The organism is Bradyrhizobium sp. USDA 3262 (assembly GCF_054060035.1).
In genome coordinates this window covers 1,510,912-1,535,808 of the sequence record NZ_JBSSCT010000001.1, presented here as the reverse complement: position 1 = coordinate 1,535,808, position 24,897 = coordinate 1,510,912, and the positions used below count along the sequence as shown (strand labels likewise).

Genomic DNA, 24,897 nt, shown 5'->3' with positions numbered 1-24,897 from the left:
CGCTGAACCGTACTCTTGATTCGAACGTTGTGCGGCATCGATCTTAATTGGTGAGCATCTACTTAGACCACTTTGATTGCGATGACCGATAATGCCAAAAGGAGCTTGGCCCATGGCACTGTTCAAGGCTGCACTACTCACGATGGCGACGGTGACCTTGCCCCCAAGTTTTATCCAATCCTGAGTTCGCTCCGGCCATTGGATTTGCCCGGTTGGGCGGTGGTAGCGGCGGGAGCTGGCGCGGAGCCCTCGGCATAGCGCAGCGCCAGATCCCGTCGCGGATGGCAGGTGACGGCGAACTCGGACGGCGTCTTCCATCCAAGCCGCGAGTGTGGGCGTGCATCGTTGTAATCGGCCCGCCAGCATCCGAGCGCGACGCGGGCCTGGGCCAGCGACGTGAACAGCGTCTCGTTCAACATTTCGTCCCGAAGCCGGCCGTTGAAGCTCTCGATGAAGGCATTCTGCATGGGCTTGCCTGGCGCGATGTAGTGCCAAGCGACGCGGTTCTGATCAGCCCATGTCAGGATGGCGTTGCTGGTCAGCTCGCTGCCGTTGTCGCTGACCACCATCTTCGGCTTGCCGCGCTCGATCACCAGCCGGTCCAGCTCCCGCGCTACACGGGTGCCGGAGAGCGAGGTATCGGCCACCAGCGCCAGGCACTCGCGAGTGCAATCATCGACAACGGTGAGGATACGGAAGCGGCGGCCGTCAGTGAGCTGATCCGACACGAAGTCGAGCGACCAGCGGTCGTTCGGCACCATCGGCACGGTCATCGGCGCCCGGGCCCCGATCGCCCGCTTGCGGCCGCCACGGCGGCGCACCGCGAGCCTCTCTTCCCGGTAGAGCCGGAACAGCTTCTTGTGGTTGACCAGATAGCCCTCCCGCTTGAGCAGCACATGCAGGCGTCGATAGCCGAAACGACGACGCTCCTGGGCGATTGCCCGCATCCGCTGGCGAAGGCCGGCTTCGTCGGCCCGGGTCGTTTGGTATCTCATGGTCATGCGGCAGCAGCCGATGGCTTTACACGCCCGCCGTTCGCTCATCCCGAAGGCGCCTCGGAGATGGGCGACAGCTTTCCGCTTGGCCGCGGGCGTCACCATTTCTTTCCCACGAGGTCCTTCAAGGCCGCGTTGTCCAGCATGGCGTCGGCCAACAGCCGCTTCAGCCGCGTGTTCTCGTCCTCCAGCGTCCTCAGCCGCTTTGCCTCGGAGACGTCCATCCCGCCAAACTTGGCTTTCCATTTGTAGATACTGGCGTCACTGACGCCGTGCTTACGGCACAGATCGGCGACCGAAACGCCGGCCTCGTGCTCCTTTAAAATCCCGATGATCTGCTCTTCCGAAAAGCGGCTGCGCTTCATGCTCTGGTCCTTGTTGTGGGCCAGAACGAACTTCAAGCTGGATTAAGCCCGTGGGGCAAGGTCAACGGGCCTGCTTCTAACATTCAATTGGGCTTGTCTGGCACAAGTCCCAACCTGCGACGACATCAGAGATGCTCTTGATGCCTCAGCCGATTTTTCGAAATGGAGAGGCGAACAGGTTAGCGACGGTCAGTGGCAAACGTCTCATTCAGTCTTTGGCTTTGATAGTTGTGTAGTGACTAAGAGAGACTTCCGCTGTGAGCTGGGGCCCATTAGCTCTCTGGAATTGGCAACGAACAGCTTCACTAGCTTCCGAGATCTCCTACAGCGATGCCTACCAAAACCGGATTGGATCCACAAAGCGGGTCATGATGCGCTACCAAATCAGGGATTCCTAAATATGGATGGACAGAACGGCTCTCTGTATTTGATGAAGACCAAACAAGAGTCGCAGGACGTGTACATCTTAACTCTTCTCATACTGGAGCGGATGTAGCTCGCGATCGCTTTTTCGCGGACTGGCGAGAGCGACGGCTACCCTCGCAGCTCTGCCTCCGGCCCCTCGAACCGATCAAGATCATGTCTTGATAAGAGCGTGAGATGCTCAACACTCCGATACGCCTTGCCTTGCGATGCTGGACCGATCTGTCGTCGTTAGGCGATACCGACGAATAAACGCCTCGGTAACGGCTAAGCTCGGTACCGTTCGCATATCCGATGTTATGGAAGAAGTCGGCCTTTGGGCGAACAAGGCATGTCCTTGACAGAGGACCAATAGTACCTAGGACGCGACGTCCGCATCGACCTAAGAACCAGACATGAGCACCGCCCATCGCTCGGTCCGCTAAGGGCCACAAGCGGCTGCGAGCGGATGCAGCAAAAACCGCGCCGCTACCCGACACGTCGTCGGCTCGTGCGAGCAGCGTCGGCGGTACTTCGAAGCCGAGCGCCTTGGCAGGCTTTCAAGTTGATCAGGATCTGGCAGCAACAACCCTAGCTCGCCATTTGGTAGTCTTTCGGCAGTCGGCCAACGACCCAATCAGCCAGCATCTCGACCTCATCGATAGCAAGCAGGAACCGCTCCTGCGTTACTTGGAGCAACGGCGCAAGAAAAGAGTCGGGATTTCCGCCCGCCTCCTGCCAAGTCTGCCACTCCGTTTCGCTCGCAAAGAAGGGCATAGAATGCTTCGTCAGCGTTCCATTGTCATGTCTAACATCAAGCGAAGTGAGATTGGTCCCATGCTGTCCGCGATTCCGAGCAAGCACCACTTGCTCGATCACATTAAGCCGCACCGGGCAATCGCTCCAATCCGTGTCTAGAATGTGACCGAGGACGGCAATGTACGCGGCGACGAATCCCTCTTTCTTTGCAAGAGCTTTCTGCGCTTCCTCGAACTCAAATCTGATCACGTGCTTTTGTAGAGTCTGGAAGTAAAGCTTTAGCGTGTCGGACAGCAGCGATACCGCAGACAGGCCCAGTAGTCCTTCGCCGTTTCCGCATCCATCCACTCCCGCAGGAAGGGCGGTTCGGGGTCCTCGCTATACGGCGGATTGTCGTAGGGGCTCTCACTGCGATTTGATGTCCTCGAACGGTTTCACGCCTTCTGCGTAAAGAAACCGAATGAGGCTCGTTCGCTGTTTGAGGAAATGAGTAACGTCCATAGCGGTACATCCGCGAGCTATGCCAATGGAATCGATAGCGAGTGTGCGAAGAGCTCCAGCTCCTTCGGGCGCGAAAATTTTTCGTTCAGATGGTTCAGCACGCGCACAGCGAATTCAAGCGCCCAAACGACGGTCTTGGCTGAGAATGCCGCGTTCTCGTCGCGCGGTACATCCTTAATATCAACGTCGGTCTGAATGTGCACCTTGTTCCGGTATTTCCGCAACTTATGCAGTTCATCGTAAATATCGGCCCCAAGCCCCTTGAGGATATCGTACTTCTTCATGACGTTGATAATGTTGTTGAAGAGTTCAACATTCTTTGTCGCCAGCTCGTCGCGATCCGCTTTCGTGATGTTGGGCACGCCTTCGCGAGTGAAGTTCTGAGCGCGGTAGATGATCTCGTGCAATGCCGCTTCTACGATCGATCCCGTCTGGACGACAATCAGTTTATTGAACACGCCATTCTCGTTCAACGCACTCAACCGGCACAGGGCATCAGCGTTGCGGACGAGGTTGTCGCCGACCTTGAAATCACCGATGAACCGGCACACGACTTGTTTGGTCGTCCGGGCCAACTTCTTTCTGTCTGGTTGGAAATAGTTCCTCAGAAATGGATATTTCTGTATTTGAGCCTTGATTAAATCCATGATTTGGCTCCAAGCGATGTCCCGCTCAATTGCACCCGCCGAACAATATCACAGATAAGCTGACGGGAGAGCGGCCATGCGCCCGCCGCGCCTATGCGCGGATAGCGTCCAAACTGGCTTGAAGTGAATATGCACATTTGGGAAAGTTCTAGCCTACACCTCCAATTCCAGGCGAACCAATGTTCGATAAGAACCGTTTGACACCGGACGATCCGACCTATCCCGATATCGACGACATTAATGACGCGGTACGAAAGGTTCGCTCGCTCGTCGCTGACGAATTGAACGCCGGCAGTGAGTCTCTTGAATCCGCCCTCTACGAAAGCGCGAGATGCTACCTGCAGGCCCATGTCAGACGGGCCTTAATGTTTTTGGATGGCGGCGCTCAAGCTCTTGAGGCTGGCTACGGTCTGGTGACCTTGACCTGCGCCCGATCGCTGTGGGAATCTACCGCCTGCGTTCATGATTTCGGGAAGAAGTTGTGCGCGATGATGGATGAGGACGACGTGGTTAGCGCCACCAAGTTCGTCCACCAGCGGACTTTCTCGACCCGCTTTCAAGTCGAACAAATGAATCATGACGATTTCGACTACACCGCGGTTAACATACTTAAGCAGATCGATGCGCTGGAGAAGGTCATACCGGCTGCGCGACGAAACTACGACCAGCTATCCGAAACTGTCCACCCAAATGCTTATGGTGCCCACGCATACTTCGAGTTGACTCGAGAAGGCGGCGTCGCAAGGTTCAGCAATACTCACAAAGATAGAGAACTCTACAGCTTGTTTGCATCATCAGCCGGCCTTCTGTCTCTCGTCTACCGGACCTACCTGGACATCGACATTTCATTTCTGGCGCTCATGGAACGCGAGCTGGGTAATCGCATCAAGGATTATGAGCGTCGGAAGGCTTTGGGCCTCGTGAAGGAAACGTGAAATGCTCACGCTGGATAACGAAGCCGAACTTATTGCCCTTCATACCGGAGGCGTGAAAGAAAGCCTGCACCTCGAATACAAAGCCTCGGACGCCGTAAACAAGCGTGATAGTCAAAAAAAGCTTGAGATGGCGCGCGATGTTTCCGCCTTTGCTAACGCAGATGGTGGGCAAATCGTTTATGGCATGACTGAGAAGGATCATGAACCGAATGGCTTGGACGATGGTGTAGACCCGCACGAATATCCTGAAATCTGGTTTGAACAGGTCCTCCAGCAGTACATCACGCCTAAGCTCACAAACGCAAAACCCCGACATGTACTGCTCTCAAACGGTCGGGTTGCGGTCGTAATTGATATTCCTGCCGCTACGGGTGATCCCCATCAGGTCGATAACCGCTATTACCGGAGGCACAACTACAACAAGCTGGCGATGGAGCATTATGAAGTGCGGGACATGTTCCGCCGTTCCACCTATCCCGACCTCTATCTTGAATTCTACTTCGACGATCTGAAAAAGAAAGAGATGTTGAAGCATATCCCTGACGCTGATCATAAGCCTGTTGGCCTAAGTCCCGTCATTAAGAACCGCTCTAACGAGCCCGCGCTATATGTCGTTGCCCTTGTATACGTCGATGCGAGGCTCAAAGTGCTCTTCGACTCTTCTTACGATAGACTTGGGGAGACTGATTTTGATGGGGTAGCGGTCATTCCCTACCGGATTAGTTTTAATCCTAACAAAACGATGCCGGTGTTCAAGGAGCAGCCGACGCTCATGCCCGCTCTGGGAATTGTCGTCCCTGAACAGCAGCTACGCCACGACAGCGACTACATCTTGGCCTACGAAGTTCGCGCACCCGGCTGTCATAAGACAGGCAGCAATCTGCTTATGGTTGAGTGGGGAAAGTTTCTCGTCATAAAACCGGGCGTGGCTGACTGAGACTCCCCAGTTCGGCTTTGGGTCACAAATGGAAGTGCCCATCATGCGCCGCGCGGGTCAGCACTTACTTCGATAGCGGACCTGCACTAGCTTTGGCGGATAAGATCAAAAGGGCCAAGACCGTTGGCCTGCTGGATGAGGCAGCCCGCAAGGATGCCGATACGCTCCGCAAAATGCGAAACGAATTTGCGCACCTGAAGACCAAAATCCATTTCGATAGTCCTCCGATTGAGGCGTTGGCCGCTCAGCTCAGCACCGATGAGCTGGACAAGCCGAACCAGAAGGCTGTCGAGGCGGCGATGGCCAAGGTGGAAAGGCGGTAGCGCCTACCCGAAAAGATCACCAAGGCCTGGTGCACTGGTCCCGTCGTCCGGCTATACTACCTGGAGGCGAATGGCGGGCGGGGGGATTATGTTTCAGATAGGCAAACCGACAGAGACGTTGCGGCTTTTGCACTGGACGAAAGAGCTGCCACGCGCGAGTGAAAACGATCCGCTCGGCCTCGAGCTACGGGTTTCCGCGCGGCTCGCCAACGAACTTCTTTACTGCATCACCTCCATTACGCCCCGCGCCCGCTACTACGCGTTTTTTCCTTGGGCCATGCAGAACTACAATGAGCAAGAGCGTCTTACCAAAGGCGATCGCGGTCGCATTCAAGGCGTTCTGGCGCGCGAACGCGCCATGGTCGTAGGGGCCGTTTTGCACCACAATAAGAAAACATGCCAAGGCGGAAGTCTCGGCGGAAGCGACAAAGCCATCAAGCTCGTCCAGAAGCCGGCGCGCTATTACGATCTTCTAACCTGGAAGCATCTCAATAATGAGGAAGGGCAGTTTGGCGCTGCTTACAAGGGTTCGCTTATCAATCTCGGCGTGTTCAAGGCGGCAGATGAAGTAAGCGAAGAGGTCGAAGCCGAAACCAATGAGCTGGATAAAAGAACACAATCCATAGAAGTCCGCGAATTGAGCCCGCTTGGTTTGCGCTTGGCGAACGCCTTCGGCAAGTCGATCCACAAAACGGCTTATGTCTCGCAGTCGCTGACGTTGAAAGATAAGATCGCCTCCAATGTGCTGTTGGAATTTGGAAGCAAGGCGGGCCTTTGCGAAATTAATCACCGACGCTCTAAGGATCGGGAGGTCCTTCGCGACGTCTTCTTTGCGAATTGCGTGGAACTGAACCGGCCCGCGCATCATCGGCGGCGGATGTCGCTCCTGCTCCTCCTTGCTTGCGTCAAACAAGCGCGGGACGCTGGCGTTTCGCTTGACGTTCGCACCTTCAGCGATATGTGCTATTTCGATGCAGTTATCAACGAGGAAGAAGAGCCAACAACGCACCCGGTCGTTCTGCCTGCCATCCTTTCCGACATTAAGGAGCGTTGGCGCATTTTTCACACGCAAGGGTATCTTGCGGTTGCTTTGCAGTCATTTTTGGTCGCAATCGTCAGGCAAATTGCTAACAAGCCGGCCGGTGTTGAACGTGAGCAACTGGCGCTTCTCCTAAATCCGCCGAATTTGTCCGAGCGCTTCACGGAGGTCTTTGGCACCGATCTACCCCGTGACTTCTACGAGATGACGCCACGGGAGACCCTTGCCCTTTGCGGAATCACGCTCGGCAACGCGAAGAAGCCGTCTCTATCGATCGATGCCAAGTTCTCAGAAAGACAGCTCGAGGAACTATTGGTCGAGAGTGAAGCCAATGAAGCCGCAGGTGTCGTGCTCGCGTCCATGCTACTATATCAAACTATCCACCGCCATAAGCTCCGAAATTCAGACCAGTTCAACAACTGGTATGGCCAGCAAATTCGTAACGACTACGCCGACGTAGCGCTCCCCGGGCTCATTCGTTTCTTCGAAGGCGAGTTTGGCGAACAGTGGACCGAGCAGACAAATGGCGAAATACTGGATCGGGTCATCTGGCGGTTTGTCATCCGGCAACATCAGACGATGAGCTACGAACGCGGGTTTGGAGGCGCAGCGCCACTCTTTCATGTTGACGTGACGCGAGTCGTCGCAACCGAGATGAATTATACCGATCCCCATGCGAAGAATTCCCGTTTTTGGTCAGCGCTACAGATCCTGACGGATCTCGGCCTGATTGTTAGGGACGACCAAGTTTATGAGCTGACCAAAGATGGTGAAGCTTGGCTTGCGTCTGAGCTCGGGCGGGTAGGCACAGCATGAAACCTATCGACCTCCTTGAACAATTCGACAAGAGCAATGGCGCGGTTGGTTTCATTGCCACGTATGAGTTTGATCCACAGTTCTTCGAGCGGCGGATTCTGACGAAGAAGTCGTTTGGGTCAGCGGAGCGCCTTGTGGTGTTCATGGATCGCGCGCGTTACCAGGAACTTGTCGACAACGGATTGGGGGTCTCTGGCTTCAATCGCCGTTATCTCGTCATACCGGTCGGCCGCGCGCCTTATGTGTTTCATCCGAAGCTCTATTTAACGCTGGGCGAAAAGCGGGCTGATGCGCTGATCGGCAGCAGCAACTGCACAAGCGCCGGGATCGGCTATAATCTCGAACTTTGTTCCGGGTTTTCCGTATCCGAAGGCGCGCCCAAATCTGACGAGCAGCATCAGAGGGCGATCATCCGTCAGGTCTATGAGGCCATGAAAGCGTTCACTGCGGATGCCGGGCCGCTCCGCGAGTTGATCGAGACCGAATTCTTCCGATCGGCAGAAAATCTCTATCCTTGGCTCGATCCAAGAGTTGCCGTCCCGCCCGGCGATATCACCCTCCTTCACTCTCATGAAGCCCCTTTGTGGAAGCAGCTTGTCGCGCGCATTGACAAGGAGAGCGTGCGCAGGATTACGATCGTCTCGCCATTCTACGACCGCGATCTTGGCTTTATCAAGCAGTTGCGCGCGCAATGGCCCAAAGCCAAACTATCCATCGTCGCCCAGCCGCAATACGCAACATTGGCAGGCGAAAAGCTGGCCGACGTTTTCAAAGGCGGGAAGCACGAACTGCTCGCCGCTAGTCCGCAACCTGGCCGGCGGCTTCACGCCAAGGCGTTTGCCTTTGAGACCAGTTCTGGCACTTATTGGTTTACCGGAAGCGCAAACGCCACGCGCGCGGCTTTTAACGGGCGCAATACAGAAGCTGGTTTCTTGCTGGAGACGAAGGAAGGCGCCGAGTTTCTCCTGAAAGAGAGCGGTCTCAAGCTGAAGCGGCTTGATCCGCGCAAATTTCAAGCGGGTCATGATGACGAGCCAGCGAGCGTCAGCCAGCCACGGGCGCTGGTTCTCCATTCAGCGGTGCTCGACGACAATGGGTTGCTTGTCTGTGAAGTAAACGTCGCAAGCGGCATCGACGCTTTGACGCTCCGCGTCCGCAATTACAATGAACCGTTGCCTATGCTGTCAGCGCCTCTCCGCCGCCAAAAAGGAGACACGGTCTCATTGGAGTTGAGCGAGACTCAGATTGAGCAAATCCGCGTCGCGGCGGTCTGTGATATCAAGGGCATCTCAGGCTCAGGCACAGAAGTGCTTAGCAACGGTGTCGCGCTGGTCCAAGTCTACCACCTGCTTCGCGAACGACCGGGATCACATGGCGGCGGAAACCCGCTACGCCGGATCGAGGAAACCGGCGAAAATCTGGTCTCGTATGTGGAATCGCTCGGAAGCGTCCGGGAAGCCGTAGAGTTTTTCAACAATTGCAGCATCCGGTTCTTCGACGGTGAAGGCACCGGGCGCGGTTCCAAGGGAACGTTCTGGCGACCACGCGATCCATTTAAGCCCGATGCTCCACCGAATTGGCTTAATATTCGTTTGGGAGGATCGCCGGCTGATCTCCGGGCAGCTATTGAGGATTTTGTCGAGCGCCATCAGTCAGACAGGCTTTATCGTCACGTACGCCGCGCAAATCTCAATGGCCTTTCCAACTTTCTCGATATCTTTCGAACCCTCAATAGCCTTCTCTTCGCCTATCACTCTCGGACAGCCCCAAGGGTCGGACCGATCATCCCGTTTGGCGTCGTTACTCGCTACGTCATGATAAATATAGAATTGCTTATTGGTCCTTATGAGCCGCGCGAAGATGCTTATGAGGGCAACGGCTTTATTTCGGCAGTGTACGCCAACTTCGCAGGCGACCGGGCAATCGTTCGTGACCGGCTGAAGGAAGAGCGTGTTCCGCAGATGCTCTGCGCCGCGATGGAGGCTATGCTGCGTGTCCGAGCCAAGGCACGTAAAATGGATGGGCTCGATGATTGGGCTGCCCGGCGGGTTCGGTGGATTACAGCGTGGATCAAGGCGCAAGGGCAACCAGAACCGAAGCGCGAGGACATCGAGGCCGCAGGTCTGGAATACTTGCCTGGCAAGAGGGCTGCTTGACGGGCAAAGCCTCAAGATGAGGTGACGTTTGGTACAGAGACCAGGATCGAGATCGTGTATCCTTCCGGCTCATCGCTCCCCTCGTAGGTTGATCGGATGTCCGCTTCACGTCCATAAGCAGGTTTCGCGTATGAGTTGTTATGGAAGAAGTCGGCCAGTGGCCGAGGCCAGGGTGCGCAACAATGAGAGCGTCCGTAATCAAGCATTGTGCGGTAGGTAGCGTCCCGCCACTTTCAGAAACTGCCCAAACGCAAATAATGCACGATCAATCTTTCTTGGATCGAAGTCTAGCAGACGGACGAACGGCACATATTCGGTCTTATAGGCCTGGTAGATCTCGGCCTTCACTTTCGGAAGCTCCGCCACTTTCCCGGTCTTCATGAAGTGCATCGCCCGGTACGTGTGTTGGTCAAATATCGGCCACGAATCCGGATCGATACAGTGCATATAGAATATATTCCAGATCGCTCCTCCCGAAGCGGCTGAATGCAAATATTGCTGCTCCAGCCTGTTTTTTGGGAACGATAGCGGATAATTTGTAACGACGCTGTTGTGCTTTTTCTTCGAAAGCACCGATCCATTCTTCCACTCGAAGAGCAGCAAACGTGACGTCTCGGATAGCGGCCGCCCAACATAAGGCTCGTACTTCTCGGGATCATACGAATCCGGATATCTTCCACTCCAGTGATCCAAGAACTGCTCAAGCGAACCCAATTCAATTGAAAATGATAAGATCATTTTGAATCGCCCCTGTTGGGCAGGAACCGACGCCGCCTCAAGTGGGTTCGAGCAACGATAGACCGCAGTGACGGAGAAAATCTGCCGTTCCATCATAGTAGGATGGTGGCCGCGTCGCATCGATTTCGTCACCCGTCGGTACGTAGATGACCATACCTTGGCGCGCGCGCGTCAGCAGCACACGATAGGCGTTAGTTAGGTAAATCTTTCGGCTCTCATCGTTGACGTTCTGCCAGCGCGTACCCGAAAATCGGTAGTACTGCCATTTGCCATCGATTGAACGAAAATCAGCATCCCAGCAAACACCGACCCAATCCAGCTCCAGACCTTGAATGTCGAACTCGGTCGCCGGGTCTTCCATGTAGTAGGACGAGCGGACGTCGTCTCTTCCGTTCAGAAACCAGGTCGCGGCATCAATCTTCTCATGGACATTGATTCCCTCAGAGTCTGACTCAAAATTCATGACTTGACGTTGGCCGATCTGGCGATGCGGCGGACCAGTTGTCGAGTTGACGCAATAAGGAGCCATGCTTCAGCCGAGGTGACGGAGGCCTCCCAATCCTTGGCAAGACGTCGGCAGCGGTTAAGCCATGCCAACGTTCGTTCGACGACCCAGCGTCGGGCAACAACAACGAAGCCTTTTGCCTCATCCGGGCGTTTGACAATTTGAATAGTGGGCCCGTCGATTCTCCGGAGCGCGTTCTCAAGCTTTTCGCCGGCGTAGCCGCCGTCAGCAAACAAGTGCGCAATAGTCGGGTAGCTCGCACACGCCAAAGTGACGACGGTCGGCGCACCGTCCCGATCCTGAACATTGGCCGGGTGCACGATGGCGCTCAGCAAATTTCCTTGTGTGTCGGTGACGATATGACGCTTGCGACCTTTGATCTTCTTGCCCGCATCAAAGCCGCGCGGCCCACCGCTCTCGGTCGTCTTGACCGATTGACTGTCGATGATCGCCGCCGTTGGTTGCGGCTCCCGTCCAGCAAGCCTGCGCGCGATTTCAACCAAGGCGTCATTGATCAAGTCCAACACCCCGCTGTCGCGCAGGCCATAAAAATAGTACTGGACCGTCGTAAAGGGAGGAAAATCCTTCGGCAAAAGCGCCCATTGGCATCCCGTCGTCGCAATGTACTGGATCGCATCCCATACCGATCGCATGCAGGTCTTGCGCGGTCGACCCACCTTGCTCCGCCCTGGCATCAACAGCTCGATCAAGGCCCATTCCGCATCCGTACAATCGCTTGCATAGCGCAGCGCTCGTCTGTCATGCTGACAGCGGGTGATTTCGGTCCAGGTCATCTGCTTCTCCGATGGCTTCGAACACCTCGAAGAATCACAACCTGCTGAAATCACCCAACTTTAATTTCCGGTCAGCCTCTCAGGCTTAAGACGCGAGGCGCCTGATGATGCGACTAAGCCGATCCGCTCCGACCCGCGCGCGCGATTACGAAGCCATTGCTTTGCCTGTTTTAGGCTCCGCGTGACGGCGATTGGATATGACGCTTTGATCTGCCGATAGAGGTGCGTGGCTTCCTCGGCTTCACCTGCAACCAATGCGCCGACAAACTCCGACATCTTTTCAGCACGGAACGATCGAACGGAAACTGCCAGGTGAAGGGCTGGCAGAGATTGGCTCTCGAGCCCATCTAGAAGCGCCTCCAGATTCTGACCCCAATGGTAATCACGATGAGCAAGCTGCTCGGATGTGTAGACTTTCCAATCACGAAAGCTGCGCTTGAGCGCTGAGAACCATTCAGTCAAACCCGCTTCGCCAGCGTTGATCTCTTGCCCTCCACCTACGAGGCAAATGATCGTGCACCAGCCGTCATGTCTGTCCATTACGCTGATGAGGAATTCAGGCTCAGACATTTGAAAGTTTGTCTGCCCCTTTTTTTGACTCATGAAATTTGCCAGATGCTTGGCGTCCCACGCACGCTGTGCTTCGTCGAAAACGGCGACACGCTCGATCGGAGGCTCAGAGGTCACCAGATTGGCGTCCCGGAAATGCATAATATTTTGAACGAAGCTTCTGACTTTGCGGACGGCATCGGACTTCTTGGCTTTCTCGCCACGCTCCTTTAGTTGCGCATGTTCGTCCCGAGCCAGTGCCTCGCGCAGCACTTCTACCAAGGGGCCGTTGCCGGATAGGAAAACGGCATGCTCTTCCTCGTGGGTTTTGGTCCGAAGTGTCACCAGATTAAGGCCAGCCAACGTCTTGCCGGCGCCTGGCACCCCAGTGACAAAGCAAATGGCCTTTCGTCCTTGCGACTTGGCATCTTCGATGACGTCCGCAAGGCAGGTAGCCGTCTGACTTAGGTTTTTTGCGCCAGCGTCGGAACGAGTAATGTCTTCAACTCGGTGCCCTTGATAAAGCGCTTGAGCCGCCTCAATAATTGTCGGCGTGGGCTTGTATCCAGCTTTTGCCCATTGCGCGCCCTCGAGGTCGCCCTGTCTCGGCGTCTCGGCAATGACCCGCCCAATGATCTGACCAAGATTTCCCCCGTTCGAGCGGATCGGGCTCGCGACTCCGTCTGCTCCCCACGTTAGAGCAAACGAAGGGAGCTCAGCCAGGGTAGCGACGACGATCGGGACTATTCGGCGCTCGTGGCTACCGGAATGAAAATTCTTGAGGTCGAGCGCGTAGTCCAGCACCTGGTCGATAGCCGCTGCATCGACCTGATGCGCACCAACCTTGAATTCGATGACAAAGACGATCCCCGCTGCAGTCATGACCACATCGGCACGCTTGCCCATACGTGGGATCGCGAACTCAAATGCGACCCAACCGTCGAGCCCACGTGACTGGGCCCGCACAAGATCGATCTGACTCAGCCATGCATTGCGCTGCAATGCATCCAACGCAAAAGGATTTTGCTTGGCAAGGATTCCTAAAACAGCTTCAGGGGTATGATCGAAAAGCTCTTGGATCGAGCTAGAATAAAAGGCACCATTCATCGAGATTTGCGCACTTCCGCCTATTTTATTGGTTGATCCTATGCCGTCGGACGAAATCGATCTAGCGACAATGGCCGAGATACTGATGAGGTCTTCCGACTATCGGGTGCTTCGTCGTCTCGCGGCTCGAACCGAGTTCACCCCGTCCGAAGGACAAGCAACAAAGACCGGCATTCTGCTCGATGTCGAGACCACTGGGCTCAATACAGCGCAGGATGAAATCATCGAACTTGCGATGGTGAAATTCGACTATCTGCCAGATGACAGCATAGCTCGAATCACGGACGTATTCTCATCATTCAACGAGCCTCAGAATCCCATCCCTGCTGAGATCACCGAACTCACGGGCATTGCCGACGAAATGGTAGTGGGGCATCGGATTGAGCCCGAGGCCGTCTCGGCGTTTGTCTCCGACGCTGTAATCATAGTCGCCCACAACGCGAACTTTGACCGGAAGTTCGTGGAACGCTATTGGCCCGTTTTCGAACGGAAGCCCTGGGCGTGCTCCGCCACAGAAATCGAGTGGCGCAAGCACGGATTTGACGGATCGCGCCTTGGCTACTTGTTGGCCGGGGTTGGCCTATTTCACCAGGCCCATCGGGCAATTGACGATTGCCGCGCTTTGGTTGAGATCCTGTCTTTTAATATGCCGAACCTCAATCGATCCGCATTCGCCGTTCTTCTTGAGCGTGCGCGGCGCAAGACAATCCGCATATGGGCCGAACAATCCCCCTTCGAATTGAAGGACGCTTTGAAGAAGAGAGGCTATCGGTGGAGCGACGGGTCAGATGGAAGACCTCGGTCTTGGTACGTCGATGTTGACGAAGCTCACCAGGACGCCGAAATCGCCTTTTTGAGAAAGACGATCTATTTGCGAGACGCTGATCCACGACAGCAGATATTGAGCGCGATGAATCGGTTTTCGATTCGCGTGTAGATGATCTAGCGGTTCGCGCTGACATGCTCAACGCGCCTTCTTTACCTTTGCAATCGCGGCCCGGATCGGTGCGAACGGTCCATACTTGTGCTGTCGCTCGCTGAAACCGTCGGCATAAGGGCCGTAGGGCGTATCGACCGGCTTTCGCAAAAGATCAGGGAAGTCCCTATCCAACCCAGCCTTTTTCGGACGCGACTGCGAAATGACGAAGGCCGCCACGTCCCACGCCTGCTCGACGGAAAGCTGCGGGTTCAGGTAATCTGCGCCATGCGGCATGTTGAAATGCAGGAAGTTCGCCGCAGTAATTAATCGCGCCATTCCTGCGCCGTCGTTGAAGCTGTCCGGCCCCCACAACGGCGGCATCACATACCCGAGATCCGTTGTCGGCAGGCTGCGGCGGATTCCAGAACCATCTGTGTTGTGACAGGATTGACAGGAATTTGCATAGATCACCTTGCCGCGAGCAGGATCGGCCGCTCGTTTGAGTTCGGGCATCGTTCCGGCACCGAGCCCAGGCAAGATCTGTCCCGCTGCAACGCCCGACGACAGAAACTTGATATAGGCGACGATCGCCTGCATCTCGGCGCTATCATTCGGCAGTTCACGGCCATTCATACTGCGCACCATGCAGGAGTTGACCCGCTCCTCGATGGTAATTTCAGCACCGAGCCTTGCACTATATTGCGGAAACAATTCAAACAGGCCGAAGATCGGCAATCCAAACTTCTTCGTTCCGGCGGCGAGATGACAGTTGCTACAGGCGAGATTGTTGCCCGCAAACCGCTTTGCCGTATCCGCGACTTCTGGGCCGATATGTGCATATGTCGCGGTGATGAGGTCGCGTCCCCTCCGCACCTGAACACCAAAGGCATCGTTCGGCAATGCACCGACCTCTGGCGCCGTCCAGACTGCCGGCGCCTGCGCGCACGCCGCGCTAGACGCAGAAACTCCGGCGGCAGCGGCGGTAAGAATGCAGGCAGCCCGTAAGAGAGAAAAACATTGGCTTTGTAACAGCATGTCTGCTCCTCGTGCCCGAATGCGCAACTGGATCATTCAACGACGGTTTCTGTCAACGATAGGTAGCCTCCGTGAGCGAGCGGCTCATTCCTCGATCTGGATCAGCCTGTGCACAAGCTACGGACTACCGGAAAATGAATGATTCACGGTGTGATGCAACTTTCCGAGCGAACATCAGCAGCGGGTCAAAAGTCGACATCAGCCAAAGGTCGTCCCGATGCACGCACGTTGCGGAGCAGGTTTATCCCGAGCGGACTTCTACGACTTTAGCCCAAGTGGGCTTTTTGTTTTTATTTCCGAACTTTTTGCGTGTGAACCATGGAGACCGGTCGACGAGAAACGCTCGTAGACTTTTGACCCCCACCCCCTCGTCAGACCGACAGTTGTCCGCTGACCGCATCGGCGCACGTAGCGCTCAACTGCGCGATGTGGCTTCATTCGATATCTGTCAGGTCCTCTTCACCAGCACGAGACCCTCGCATGTTCGGTGGTGAAGGTTTGTTGCGGAGGACATAGGCGAGCAATCCCGGCGCTTTCGCGTCGAGATGCTTCCCACGTCCTCAGCGATCATGCTCGGCGGAGCCAGGCCCGTCGCTATCGGACCCCGTGCATGCGATGGTACTGCACAGGTCGCGTCTACTTGCGGCGATCACCATCTCGCCGGCAGCCGCCCTCACGCTCGAGGCCGGGCTTTGCTTAGGCTGCATCCCACGGTAAGCGATCAATATGCGCCGCCGCCGTTAACCGACCAGCGCATACGAACTTAACAACAAATCAACCGCGCGCTGGAAGTAACAGGCTGGCGACCCTTGCTCGCATTCCCGCGCGGTGTTCCTCGCTGAACTCGATGATCGGCTCAGCCGCAAGAAGCCGGCGCAGCGTTCGGGTTTGCACGTACAGTGGATAGGTCACGCTCATTGCGACCTTCTTCAGTACAGCTGGAACTGGCCTCCATTGGCTATCGTACGGTTCGCCACGTTCATCGTTGCCGCAGAAGCCGCCGATCCAGTCGTCAACCGCGATTTCGACGGCCCATGACGGGACGTCCCGAAGGGCCAAAAGATAGTGCTTGCCAGCTATCTCAGCCTCATCAGCTGAGGGGCGCGCACTACGAAAGGGAGCGAAGAAGAGCTCTGTGATCTTGGCCAGCGTAGCTCGCTCCCAATTTTCATGCTGAGCCGGCGTCTGCTCGCAAAGAGCGAGCACGTCGGAGATGTAGCGCTCAATCTCCGTTCTCTGATCTTGGGTCAAAGCCAAGTCGACGGGGAGCGTTGGCAGCGTCCTGTACTTCCCGTCCACCAGCGACCGTTGACACTCGTCTTTCATCGATCGCACGCGCAAGTCGACCCATTCCGGCCAGGACGGCGTCCGGCCCAGTTTGCGAACGTTGGGAAGCGGAATAGGAAGAACGGGCATTGATGCGCTCCGCGGCTGCAATAATCCAGTTGCGCCAAGTGGCACTCCAGTCGCGTTTCGTAGCGCCGGCGCCGACTTTGGCTGTCCAGTAGTTTATGAATTTTTCGGCTTCAGCTAGCGCACGCTCGTGGCTGAGACCGCGCCCTAAGGCGAACTGCAGTTCATGTGGCGTCGGGCGCCACCCGGCCGGCAGGCGGCAGCCACGTCCCTGATTCTGCCTCCGAACGGGAAGCGTTCGCGTGTTGGCGCGCTCAAGAGCTGCGACGAATGGCACTGCGCCATCGATCGCGCCTCCGCGTTTGAAGTAGGCCTCAAGCTCTTGAGCGATCGGAGTAAGCGCGACGGAGGAGTTAGCCCGATCGAACAAATCGCCACTCTCGGATTCTGCTGTCATGGCGGGCAGTCGGATCAGCCTGCCCGACGATGTCCGTCGGCCCACTCAAGGAGATCTTGTTGCCGATAACGGACTGCACGTCCCAGCTTAATGAAGGATGGACCGAGGCCTGTCCTCCGCCAAGCCTGCAGCGTTCGAAATGAGATAGCGAGCAAACGGGCGGCCTGCTTTTCATTGAGCAGGGCGATACTGCCAAACTCGGGGGTAGTCATCGGAGCCTCCTGGAGCGCGATCAATTACGTTTCAGCGCTTCAAGGGGTAACCAAGCGGCGAGCCTGCTCCAACCAGCTGTACGTCCGAACTGGACAATTCGGATTTCGTTTACGTCCGAACTGGCGAATTCAGAATTGAAACCGTTACCGCTGGGCGCCGGCTTCCTTCAAAGCTGCACTCAAATGGTCTGAAATGGACTTCACGGCGAGGGGCTCTCGACCGAGTCCTTGCTTCTTCCGTTCACCGTTTACGGCCTTTTCGATCTTTTTAGCCGTATTGTGATTTTGGCCATTTAGCTTCGGATGCTGCTTCCAGAATTCTCGTGCAATCGACAAGATCGATTGACGCTGCAATTCTCCCTTCGACTTCTTGGCTTGCGATCCTTTTGCTCTGTTGCCCCTTGAAATCTTCCCATCGACCGCCAACTCGTTGAGTTCCCCAGCGGAGGAGTGGAGGTGAAAGAGGTACATCGCGCGGTATATATCGCTCAGCTCGTCGTCACTGAATTTCGTAAATAGACGTGTGATTGCGTGTAGCAGCTCGACCGCCAATCGATCCTCGCTCAACGGCTCTGTCGAATCCCGCGCTATCACATACCAGGCATCCTCGCCTGCCGCGGCGGCACGCTCCTCAGGCGTATATCCGCAACTATCTTCAATTGGCGCGAGAACAGCTTTATCAGTTGGCAAATTCTTAGCAGCCAGGTGAATACGCAGCCGGTTGGCAAGAGCGCCCAAAACCTCCTTCCCATCCGGCTGAAAAAAGAGCTCGCGCAGAGCGCCCGTGTGGGTCTTGACGCCGACGTCCAGCAGAAAGCCCCGGCTCCTAGTGCTGACAATCACCGGTCCACTTTCTTGGGAATACAATAGCTCTCTCACCTCCTGGAGAGGGACCGATCCGCGCTTCTGTTTTGACATGCGATACCTGGCAGTGATTCGGGTGCTCGACCGCAATTAAGCGCAACTACTCGTTTTCAAGACAGGCAAATCTGCAAATCCTCCACGGCTACCATTTACGATGCACCACGTTTGACGCCCGCCAACTGCGGCAAGCCCAAATCGATCTAGCGCGCGTCTTCAGTCGAATGCAGCTTGCCGGCCATGCAATCAGAAGCTCACCATCGCAATCAGGAAGATTTGGCCGAACTCGGCTCGCTATTAGCCATCGGCCTCCAGCGTCTTCTGGAGCGAAAGTCCAGTCCTTTATCGCACCGCAGCGAAGAAAATCCGCTCGACTGTGACGAGGTGGTTGAGGGTCATGTCCGGCGAAATAGCAAGGAATCAGCCCTGTGAAGACCCCCGTCCTGTCGCAGCTGGTGGCCCTGAAGAGCGCCCCCGTCGACGCACTTAAAGCCCGCTGGCGCGAGCTCTTCGATACCGAGCCTCCAGCCTATAACCGACGCTTCCTGGAGAACCGATTGGCCTACCGCATCCAGGAACTGGCTTACGGCGGGCTCAGCCGCGAGACTCAAGACCGCCTGAAGGCCATGGCCAAGCAATATGCCAATCAGGAGCCGGCTGAGCGCAGAGCTCGGCCCGCCTTACGCCCAATCGCCGGAACCAGGCTAATCCGGGAATGGCAGGGCGTGGAGTATTGCGTAACGGTCCGCTTGAACGACTTCGAGTATCTTGGCCGGCCCTACAAGTCGCTCTCCTCGGTCGCCCGCCAGATCACAGGCACCAAATGGAATGGCTGGGTCTTTTTTGGCCTTAAGAACACCCTGGATCACAAATGAGCCTCCGCCATCGACCTCAAAGCGGCGCGAAGCGCTCAAGTAGCCTGTTCGATTCGAGCGCTCGTCCGGGCGCTACTCGCAAAACGCGTTGCGCCGTCTACACCCGCAAGTCGAGCGAAGAAGGGCTCGACATGGACTTTAACTCACTCGATGCGCAGCGGGAGTCCTGTGAGGCCTACATCACAAGCCAAAGAGCCGAGGGCTGGTCCCCGGTTTCGGACCGCTACGACGATGGCGGCTTCTCGGGCGGAACGTTGGAGCGACCTGCGCTCAAGCGGCTGCTGGCCGACGTCAAAACCGGGAAGATCGACGTCATTGTCGTCTATAAGATCGACCGTCTTTCTCGCTCGATGCTCGATTTCCTCCAGCTGGTCGAGCTATTCGAACAGCACGGCGTCACATTTGTCTCGGTAACTCAGTCCTTCAATACCAAGGACGCCATGGGCCGTATGGCGCTGAACATTCTGATCACGTTTGCGCAGTTTGAGCGGGAAGTGATCGGCGAGCGCATCCGCGACAAGGTTGCCGCGTCCCGTAAGCGTGGCAAATGGATGGGAGGCTGGACGCCCCTCGGCTACGAAGTTCGCGATCGCAAGCTACTCATCCACGAGCAGGATGCTGAGCGCGTGCGGTCGATCTTTCGACGATTTGTCCAGCTTAAGTCCGCAACGCTGCTGGCTCGCGAACTCGTCGCCGCCGGCGCGAAAAACCGATATGGCCACGTGCTCGACAAGGGAGTCCTGTATAAGATCCTCCACAACCGGGTTTATATCGGCGAAGCGGTGCATAAGGGCACGTCGTATCCCGGCGAGCACGAAGCGATTATCGATCGCAAGCTCTGGGACCAGGTCCACGGCATCTTAAAGGAGAGCCCCCGCAAGCGAGCAAACAACGCCCGTGCGCGATCGCCAGCACTGCTGAGAGGCCTCCTCTTTGCTCCTGACGGGGCAGCCATGACGCCAACCAACACACGGAAATCCGGGCGGCTCTACCGCTACTACATCAGCCAGACAGCACTGAAACAGGGCAGGTCCGACTGTCCGGTCAGAATGGTGCCGGCTGCCGAGATCGAACGAATCGTCGTCGATCAGGTTCGCCTTCTGCTCCAAACGCCTGAAGTCATCGTTCAGACTTGGCGCGCAGCACGCATGCAGCGCAAAGACGTCACTGAGAACGACGTCCGCGATGCGCTACTTGAGTTTGACGAGCTATGGAATGAGCTATTCCCAGCAGAGCAAGCCCGCATCGTTGAGCTGCTCGTGGAGCGCGCCGATCTTGGGTCGGACAAGCTGGACATCACGCTCAAACTTGACGGCCTAACCTCACTAACCAACCAACTCAGCGCACAACCAATCCTTCAACAAGCTGCCGAATGACCCGCCCGGCCCCCATTACCATCGGCGCGCCCAGCCGCCCCAAACTGAGCCGTGATGGCCGCACCATTGTTGTGAGCATACCGATTTCGCTACGGCGACAGGGAGGCCGGAAGCGCGTTGTTACGCCGGCCGACTCTTCACCCTGGTCGCCGGCTCCGACACGTGTCGACAACACCATGATCAAGGCGCTCGTTCGCGCTCATCGATGGCGCGGCATGCTCGAGTCGAACCTATTTACTTCAGTCCGCGACTTGGCAAAGGCTGAGAAGATCAACGAATCCTACCTCTGCCGGGTGCTCCGGTTGACGCTACTCTCGCCAACGCTCACGGAAGCGATTCTCAACGGCAGACAACCCACTGGGCTTGATCTGGCAACTTTGCTTAAGTCGCTTCCAGTCGAGTGGGATCGGCAAGAAGCTCTCCTGCAGCAGATGACAGCACGTGACTAGCTGAACGCGAGCCATTCTATGCCGCTCGGCGATTTGCAGCGATTGCAATGCGCAGGCTGCCCGAAAGTGCTTGTCAATTGCCAGTCTTGGGCCTCATTGCTCCATTGGATGGTTGCGTGACAAACAATGTCATCTGAACCGCAACGATCGCACACCGGCGTGTATCTTTGAGCCGGATCCGCACCCTGGCTAGGTGTTTCGGCGAGCAGATTAAAAGGATTGATCAGTAGTGTCCGCCGCATGTCGTCGGTCCCGGGCATCTCAGCCTGCAGCTAACTTACATCTGTCGGCTCCCTGCGAAAGCCCGAACCTCATTGTGCGATGCAATCGTGCACCGTTTGCGACGATCGACGCCTGTCCGATGTACGGTCGAAGCATGCACCGGTCGGTGTCCGATGCCGGATCGTTCACTCTCGCGCTTGGGAAGATTAGCGCGATCAATCGCCAGTTCCTACTCAGGAACGTAACGCCCCAGCCCGAGTTATTCGAGAATGGACGGCCTTACGAAGAAAGATCAATTCCAGCGCTCAAAAATTGATCTGCACGCGCCTGACCAAATGAAATGCTGGCCTCATGCGCTGGGTGTCTCGAAAGAAGAGCTTCGCAAGGTCGCCGATAAAGTCGGGAATTCTGCCGCGGCCGTCCGCAAGGAGCTGGAGCGAACCGTGACGAAGGAACACGAACTCAACGCTGAGTGTGCACAGGAAGCGCGAAGACAGGCCGCTCTTCTTCCGCCCGGTCCAGTCAGAGACGCGCTGCTGGAGAAGGCCCGCCAGTACGAATTGGCCTCAAAGACTGATTTGCATCACAATGCCAAAGAACCGCCCCTGGGATCCTGCTGAAGACGGTACTCTGCAAAAGCTCATCGCCGAGGGCCGTTACGCTGTCGACATTGCGGTTGAGATGAACCGCAGCGAAGCCGCGGTGCGGCTCAGAGCTAAGGTTCTTGGTCTAACGTTTGCCACCGCGCCGCGGGGCCCGAGGCCGAGATAACGCGGGGTCGCCCCGGCCGAACGCGGGACGACCCGCACGCCGGCTACTTGGACCTGGTCGAGCCGCCTGATTTCATTCCGGTGCTCGACCCTGTCGTCTGACCAGGAGCATATCCCGATGCGCCGGGGCTGCTAGGCTTTGAGCCCTTTGCCTGCATTTCCTGTCCGGGCGCATAGCCTGAGGCGCCAGGGCTCCCCTTCTTGGAACCTCGGTCCTGCATCTCGTGACCGGGAGACTTGTTAGAGACGCCCTGCGCGAACACGGCGGTGCTCGAAGCCATCAGGCAGGCGGCAGAAAGTGCGATAATTGTGCGCTTCATTTTGTCCTCCAAAGCAGGCCCCGGCAACCAACCGCGCGATCCGGACGACGTTCCATGAATATGGCTCGTCAGATTCCGATCGACACGAGAGGCTTCTGGACGCGCCCAAGCGTGGCATCGATGAACCGTAGGTGAATGCACCGTTCAGCGAGCATTGCAATGCGCGGCTGATAGTCTGCTGGGTTATCGTTCAGAATGGGAGGACTGTCTTAAGATGAAAAGACTCTTGGCAATCGCATTTATGGGTTGTGCTTTTTCGCTTACGCCAATGTTGTCGGCATCGGCTATGCCGATGGCAACGCCACATGCAATGGGTGGCTCCGCGGGCGAGGTCATTCAGGTCAGAGGCGGCCACGGACACGGACATGGACACGGGTGGGGCCATCACGGCGGTCGCGGGCATCACTACGGTTGGGGTCGCGGCCGTCACTATGGCTGGCACCGAGGCCATCACTACGGTTGGCGCCACCATCACCGCCATTGGTGGTGACGTCCTGATCGCAAAAAGAGAGGCCGCAGCGATCTGCGGCCTCTTTTATGTCTACGACTTCGTTACAGCTGCCAGACACCCGAGGCCGTATGCAAATTGAATTGGCCGAGAGCACGCGCCCGTGCCGGCCCGGATTCGCCCATCGAATGTTATGGAATGTCGCTGGTCGTCCGTGAAGATCGGCTAAGCGATTGAGGCAGAATCGCATTTGCTGGTGTGGACTGTTTTTGGATTGCAAGGTTTTGATGTTTCGAGCCTCGGAACCTTGCAATTTCATTTTCAGGATTCAGTCGAATCGCCAGTCATGATTCCGTGGTCGCGTCGGAGGTGACGATGCGACCGAAGAAGCAAAGGACGACGGGATCTGGCGATCTGTTCCGGGCCAGGCTGGACCAGATCATCAACATGAAGCACGAGCTGGTTCAGCTCGCCGGCAAGGTCGATTGGGACTGGATCGACGGCGAGATCGCGCCGCTCTACAGCGAGAACGGTCGGCCGGGGATCGCGACCCGCTTCGTGATCGGGCTGCTGCTGCTCAAGCAGATTTACGGCCTGTCCGATGAGGGGGTGTGCGAGCGCTGGGTCCACGACCCGTATTTCCAGTACTTCACCGGCGAAGAGTTCTTTCAGCACGCGTTTCCGCACGAGCGCTCGGACCTGAGCCACTGGCGCAAGCGGCTCGGCGACAAGCTGGAGCTGTTGCTGGCCGAGAGCCTGCGGGTGGCGCACGAGGCCGGCGCGTTACGCAGCCAGGACCTCAAGCGGGTCACGGTCGATACCACCGTGCAGCCGAAGGCCATCGCCTTCCCGACCGATGCCAAGCTGCTGCACGCGGCGATCAGGGGGCTCAACCGCCTGGCGAGGAAGCACGGGGTCAGGCTGCGGCAGTCCTATCTTCGCATTGCCAAGACCGCGGCCATGATGGCGGGACGCTACGCCCATGCCAAGCAATTCAAGCGGCATCAGCGGCAGTTGCGTATCCTGCGCAGCCGGCTGGGCCGGATCATCCGCGATATCCGCCGCAAGATCGAAGGTCAGGCCGTGCTCGAGAACGCGTTCGCCCTCCCGCTCGGCCGGGCCTCGCAGATCCGCTCGCAGCAGCAGCGCCAGCGCGGCTGGAAGCTCTATTCCTTCCACGCCCCGGAGGTGGAGTGCATCGGCAAGGGCAAAGCAGCCGCGCCTTACGAGTTCGGTGTCAAAGCCTCCATCGTCACCAACAACCGCCGTGCTCCCGGTGGCCTGTTCGTGCTGCACGCCAGGGCGCTGCCCGATAACCCCTACGACGGTCATACCTTGCGCGACGTCATCGACCGCACCGAGACACTCACCGGCTGCGCGATCGAGCGGGCCTATGCCGACAAGGGATATCGCGGCCACGACGCACAGAACCCGCGCCGTGTCTTCATCTCCGGCCAGAAGCGCGGGGTCTTCGGTATCATCAGGCGCGAGCTGCGCCGCCGCTCCGCCATCGAACCCATCATCGGACACCTGAAGACCGATGGTCACCTCGGCCGCTGCTACCTCAAAGGCCGCGCCGGAGACGCCGCCAACGTCATCCTCTCAGCCGTCGGCCACAACTTCCGCCGCATCCTCGCCTGGCTGAGGGGTCTTTGGCGCCTCTTCCTGGCCACCCTCATCGCAGCCATCAGCGACCGTTCACCGCTGCAATCGGCTTCTTAACGGACGACTCGCTGGCTGATTAGCTTTGCGGCCAAACCTCATCAGTCGATCCGTCACTCGACAGATTCCCAAGCGCGAAGCCGGACCATGTCCGCGGCCGCGCAGGCAAAGAAACGCGAACGCCGGCAGAAGGTCCTCACGAAGGCCGAGGCAGCAAAGACGGCGAGCGACGATCGACCTGTCCGCCTTTCTCCCGGCCGATCCGAACAATATCGTTGGCCCCATTCACCCCAAGGCAATGCCGGTCATCCTGACACCCCCCAAGACGAGACCTTTCTAACGGCCTCGTGGGAGGACACTTTGCAGCTTC

Annotated in this window: 24 protein-coding genes; 13 read left to right on the top strand and 11 right to left on the bottom strand. The window is 57.0% G+C overall.

Going from position 1 to position 24,897, the window contains the following annotated elements; translation table 11 throughout:
• Window positions 1-170: 170 nt before the first annotated feature.
• From ACVWYP_RS07125 to ACVWYP_RS07115, 3 genes are all read right to left on the bottom strand, one after another.
• A protein-coding gene (locus tag ACVWYP_RS07125; protein ID WP_168859417.1) for an IS3 family transposase occupies window positions 171-1,360 on the bottom strand; the annotation gives its coding sequence in 2 pieces (ribosomal slippage) (window positions 171-1,111 and window positions 1,111-1,360; 1,191 coding nt in all).
• 993 nt (window positions 1,361-2,353) lie between these two features.
• Window positions 2,354-2,770 carry a hypothetical protein gene (locus ACVWYP_RS07120; RefSeq protein WP_456684008.1) on the bottom strand — a complete coding sequence of 139 codons (417 nt, stop codon included), beginning with the start codon at window positions 2,768-2,770 and terminating at the stop codon, window positions 2,354-2,356.
• Window positions 2,771-3,039: 269 nt separating this feature from the next.
• Window positions 3,040-3,669 carry a hypothetical protein gene (locus ACVWYP_RS07115; RefSeq protein ID WP_456684007.1) on the bottom strand — a complete coding sequence of 210 codons (630 nt, stop codon included), beginning with the start codon at window positions 3,667-3,669 and terminating at the stop codon, window positions 3,040-3,042.
• Window positions 3,670-3,848: 179 nt separating this feature from the next.
• On the opposite strand from ACVWYP_RS07115, the gene ACVWYP_RS07110 reads away from it, so the two are divergent.
• The 5 genes from ACVWYP_RS07110 to ACVWYP_RS07090 all read left to right on the top strand — a co-directional run bounded on the left by ACVWYP_RS07110 (window position 3,849) and on the right by ACVWYP_RS07090 (window position 9,875).
• Complete coding sequence (locus tag ACVWYP_RS07110; RefSeq protein ID WP_456684006.1) at window positions 3,849-4,604, top strand: hypothetical protein; 756 nt, start codon at window positions 3,849-3,851, stop codon at window positions 4,602-4,604.
• A 1-nt stretch (window position 4,605) separates the two neighbouring features.
• Window positions 4,606-5,541 (top strand): AlbA family DNA-binding domain-containing protein, encoded by a 936-nt coding sequence (locus tag ACVWYP_RS07105; protein ID WP_456684005.1) that lies wholly within the window; start codon window positions 4,606-4,608, stop codon window positions 5,539-5,541.
• A gap of 92 nt (window positions 5,542-5,633) precedes the next feature.
• The gene (locus ACVWYP_RS07100) at window positions 5,634-5,864 is read left to right on the top strand and encodes a hypothetical protein (RefSeq protein ID WP_456684004.1); all 231 of its coding nucleotides are present in this window, start codon (window positions 5,634-5,636) and stop codon (window positions 5,862-5,864) included.
• An 88-nt stretch (window positions 5,865-5,952) separates the two neighbouring features.
• On the top strand, window positions 5,953-7,719 hold the full coding sequence (locus tag ACVWYP_RS07095) for a hypothetical protein (protein ID WP_456684003.1): 1,767 nt from the start codon (window positions 5,953-5,955) through the stop codon (window positions 7,717-7,719).
• Window positions 7,716-9,875 carry a hypothetical protein gene (locus ACVWYP_RS07090; RefSeq protein ID WP_456684002.1) on the top strand — a complete coding sequence of 720 codons (2,160 nt, stop codon included), beginning with the start codon at window positions 7,716-7,718 and terminating at the stop codon, window positions 9,873-9,875. Before ACVWYP_RS07095 ends, ACVWYP_RS07090 begins: the two co-directional genes overlap by 4 nt.
• 198 nt (window positions 9,876-10,073) lie before the next feature.
• Here ACVWYP_RS07090 and ACVWYP_RS07085 read toward each other — a convergent pair whose 3' ends face one another.
• From ACVWYP_RS07085 to ACVWYP_RS07070, 4 genes are read right to left on the bottom strand one after another with little or no spacing between them, the layout of a single operon-like run.
• Complete coding sequence (locus ACVWYP_RS07085) at window positions 10,074-10,613, bottom strand: hypothetical protein (RefSeq protein WP_456684001.1); 540 nt, start codon at window positions 10,611-10,613, stop codon at window positions 10,074-10,076.
• A gap of 37 nt (window positions 10,614-10,650) precedes the next feature.
• Complete coding sequence (locus tag ACVWYP_RS07080) at window positions 10,651-11,076, bottom strand: DNA/RNA helicase domain-containing protein (RefSeq protein WP_456684000.1); 426 nt, start codon at window positions 11,074-11,076, stop codon at window positions 10,651-10,653.
• Entirely contained in the window at window positions 11,073-11,912 is an 840-nt protein-coding gene (locus tag ACVWYP_RS07075; RefSeq protein ID WP_168859419.1) for an IS5 family transposase, read from the bottom strand. Before ACVWYP_RS07075 ends, ACVWYP_RS07080 begins: the two co-directional genes overlap by 4 nt.
• A gap of 60 nt (window positions 11,913-11,972) precedes the next feature.
• Window positions 11,973-13,568: a DNA/RNA helicase domain-containing protein gene (locus ACVWYP_RS07070; RefSeq protein ID WP_456683999.1), complete on the bottom strand. Its 1,596-nt coding sequence runs from the start codon at window positions 13,566-13,568 to the stop codon at window positions 11,973-11,975.
• Between the two features lie 40 nt (window positions 13,569-13,608).
• Here ACVWYP_RS07070 and ACVWYP_RS07065 point away from each other — a divergent pair, with 40 nt between their 5' ends.
• Window positions 13,609-14,505: a 3'-5' exonuclease gene (locus ACVWYP_RS07065; RefSeq protein WP_456683998.1), complete on the top strand. Its 897-nt coding sequence runs from the start codon at window positions 13,609-13,611 to the stop codon at window positions 14,503-14,505.
• A 27-nt stretch (window positions 14,506-14,532) separates the two neighbouring features.
• Here ACVWYP_RS07065 and ACVWYP_RS07060 read toward each other — a convergent pair whose 3' ends face one another.
• The 4 genes from ACVWYP_RS07060 to ACVWYP_RS07045 all read right to left on the bottom strand — a co-directional run bounded on the left by ACVWYP_RS07060 (window position 14,533) and on the right by ACVWYP_RS07045 (window position 18,411).
• Window positions 14,533-15,522: a c-type cytochrome gene (locus ACVWYP_RS07060; RefSeq protein WP_456683997.1), complete on the bottom strand. Its 990-nt coding sequence runs from the start codon at window positions 15,520-15,522 to the stop codon at window positions 14,533-14,535.
• A 774-nt stretch (window positions 15,523-16,296) separates the two neighbouring features.
• A complete protein-coding gene (locus tag ACVWYP_RS07055; protein WP_456683996.1) occupies window positions 16,297-16,938 on the bottom strand; it encodes a hypothetical protein in 642 nt (213 codons plus the stop codon).
• Window positions 16,939-17,346: 408 nt separating this feature from the next.
• Window positions 17,347-17,544, bottom strand: coding sequence for a helix-turn-helix transcriptional regulator (locus tag ACVWYP_RS07050; protein ID WP_456683995.1), 198 nt, complete (start codon window positions 17,542-17,544; stop codon window positions 17,347-17,349).
• A 144-nt stretch (window positions 17,545-17,688) separates the two neighbouring features.
• Window positions 17,689-18,411: a hypothetical protein gene (locus ACVWYP_RS07045; protein WP_456683994.1), complete on the bottom strand. Its 723-nt coding sequence runs from the start codon at window positions 18,409-18,411 to the stop codon at window positions 17,689-17,691.
• 225 nt (window positions 18,412-18,636) lie between these two features.
• Between ACVWYP_RS07045 and ACVWYP_RS07040 the strand changes: the two genes are divergently transcribed.
• From ACVWYP_RS07040 to ACVWYP_RS07010, 7 genes are all read left to right on the top strand, one after another.
• Window positions 18,637-18,837, top strand: coding sequence for a hypothetical protein (locus tag ACVWYP_RS07040; RefSeq protein WP_456683993.1), 201 nt, complete (start codon window positions 18,637-18,639; stop codon window positions 18,835-18,837).
• A complete protein-coding gene (locus ACVWYP_RS07035; protein ID WP_456683992.1) occupies window positions 18,834-19,280 on the top strand; it encodes a DUF2924 domain-containing protein in 447 nt (148 codons plus the stop codon). Before ACVWYP_RS07040 ends, ACVWYP_RS07035 begins: the two co-directional genes overlap by 4 nt.
• The gene (locus tag ACVWYP_RS07030; RefSeq protein WP_456683991.1) at window positions 19,277-20,656 is read left to right on the top strand and encodes a recombinase family protein; all 1,380 of its coding nucleotides are present in this window, start codon (window positions 19,277-19,279) and stop codon (window positions 20,654-20,656) included. The genes ACVWYP_RS07035 and ACVWYP_RS07030 overlap by 4 nt, the downstream gene beginning before the upstream one ends.
• Before the next feature lie 176 nt (window positions 20,657-20,832).
• Window positions 20,833-21,105 carry a hypothetical protein gene (locus tag ACVWYP_RS07025; RefSeq protein ID WP_245453018.1) on the top strand — a complete coding sequence of 91 codons (273 nt, stop codon included), beginning with the start codon at window positions 20,833-20,835 and terminating at the stop codon, window positions 21,103-21,105.
• Window positions 21,106-21,596: 491 nt separating this feature from the next.
• Window positions 21,597-21,947, top strand: coding sequence for a DUF3606 domain-containing protein (locus ACVWYP_RS07020; protein ID WP_456683990.1), 351 nt, complete (start codon window positions 21,597-21,599; stop codon window positions 21,945-21,947).
• 835 nt (window positions 21,948-22,782) lie between these two features.
• Entirely contained in the window at window positions 22,783-23,007 is a 225-nt protein-coding gene (locus ACVWYP_RS07015) for a hypothetical protein (protein WP_456683989.1), read from the top strand.
• A gap of 233 nt (window positions 23,008-23,240) precedes the next feature.
• A complete protein-coding gene (locus tag ACVWYP_RS07010) occupies window positions 23,241-24,587 on the top strand; it encodes an IS5 family transposase (RefSeq protein WP_026191834.1) in 1,347 nt (448 codons plus the stop codon).
• The last annotated feature ends 310 nt before the right edge of the window (window positions 24,588-24,897 follow it).

Excerpts from the sequence above, each read along its gene's own strand:
- ACVWYP_RS07070 (WP_456683999.1), bottom strand. The coding sequence starts at position 13,568 with ATGAATGGTGCCTTTTATTCTAGCTCGATCCAAGAGCTTTTCGATCAT.
- ACVWYP_RS07060 (WP_456683997.1), bottom strand. The coding sequence starts at position 15,522 with ATGCTGTTACAAAGCCAATGTTTTTCTCTCTTACGGGCTGCCTGCATT.
- ACVWYP_RS07110 (WP_456684006.1), top strand. The coding sequence starts at position 3,849 with ATGTTCGATAAGAACCGTTTGACACCGGACGATCCGACCTATCCCGAT.
- ACVWYP_RS07075 (WP_168859419.1), bottom strand. The coding sequence starts at position 11,912 with ATGACCTGGACCGAAATCACCCGCTGTCAGCATGACAGACGAGCGCTG.
- ACVWYP_RS07095 (WP_456684003.1), top strand. The coding sequence starts at position 5,953 with ATGTTTCAGATAGGCAAACCGACAGAGACGTTGCGGCTTTTGCACTGG.
- ACVWYP_RS07115 (WP_456684007.1), bottom strand. The coding sequence starts at position 3,669 with ATGGATTTAATCAAGGCTCAAATACAGAAATATCCATTTCTGAGGAAC.
- ACVWYP_RS07020 (WP_456683990.1), top strand. The coding sequence starts at position 21,597 with ATGGACGGCCTTACGAAGAAAGATCAATTCCAGCGCTCAAAAATTGAT.
- ACVWYP_RS07085 (WP_456684001.1), bottom strand. The coding sequence starts at position 10,613 with ATGATCTTATCATTTTCAATTGAATTGGGTTCGCTTGAGCAGTTCTTG.
- ACVWYP_RS07015 (WP_456683989.1), top strand. The coding sequence starts at position 22,783 with ATGGACACGGGTGGGGCCATCACGGCGGTCGCGGGCATCACTACGGTT.
- ACVWYP_RS07065 (WP_456683998.1), top strand. The coding sequence starts at position 13,609 with ATGCCGTCGGACGAAATCGATCTAGCGACAATGGCCGAGATACTGATG.
- ACVWYP_RS07030 (WP_456683991.1), top strand. The coding sequence starts at position 19,277 with ATGAGCCTCCGCCATCGACCTCAAAGCGGCGCGAAGCGCTCAAGTAGC.
- ACVWYP_RS07055 (WP_456683996.1), bottom strand. The coding sequence starts at position 16,938 with ATGCCCGTTCTTCCTATTCCGCTTCCCAACGTTCGCAAACTGGGCCGG.
- ACVWYP_RS07025 (WP_245453018.1), top strand. The coding sequence starts at position 20,833 with ATGATCAAGGCGCTCGTTCGCGCTCATCGATGGCGCGGCATGCTCGAG.
- ACVWYP_RS07050 (WP_456683995.1), bottom strand. The coding sequence starts at position 17,544 with ATGACTACCCCCGAGTTTGGCAGTATCGCCCTGCTCAATGAAAAGCAG.
- ACVWYP_RS07080 (WP_456684000.1), bottom strand. The coding sequence starts at position 11,076 with ATGAATTTTGAGTCAGACTCTGAGGGAATCAATGTCCATGAGAAGATT.
- ACVWYP_RS07010 (WP_026191834.1), top strand. The coding sequence starts at position 23,241 with ATGCGACCGAAGAAGCAAAGGACGACGGGATCTGGCGATCTGTTCCGG.
- ACVWYP_RS07090 (WP_456684002.1), top strand. The coding sequence starts at position 7,716 with ATGAAACCTATCGACCTCCTTGAACAATTCGACAAGAGCAATGGCGCG.
- ACVWYP_RS07105 (WP_456684005.1), top strand. The coding sequence starts at position 4,606 with ATGCTCACGCTGGATAACGAAGCCGAACTTATTGCCCTTCATACCGGA.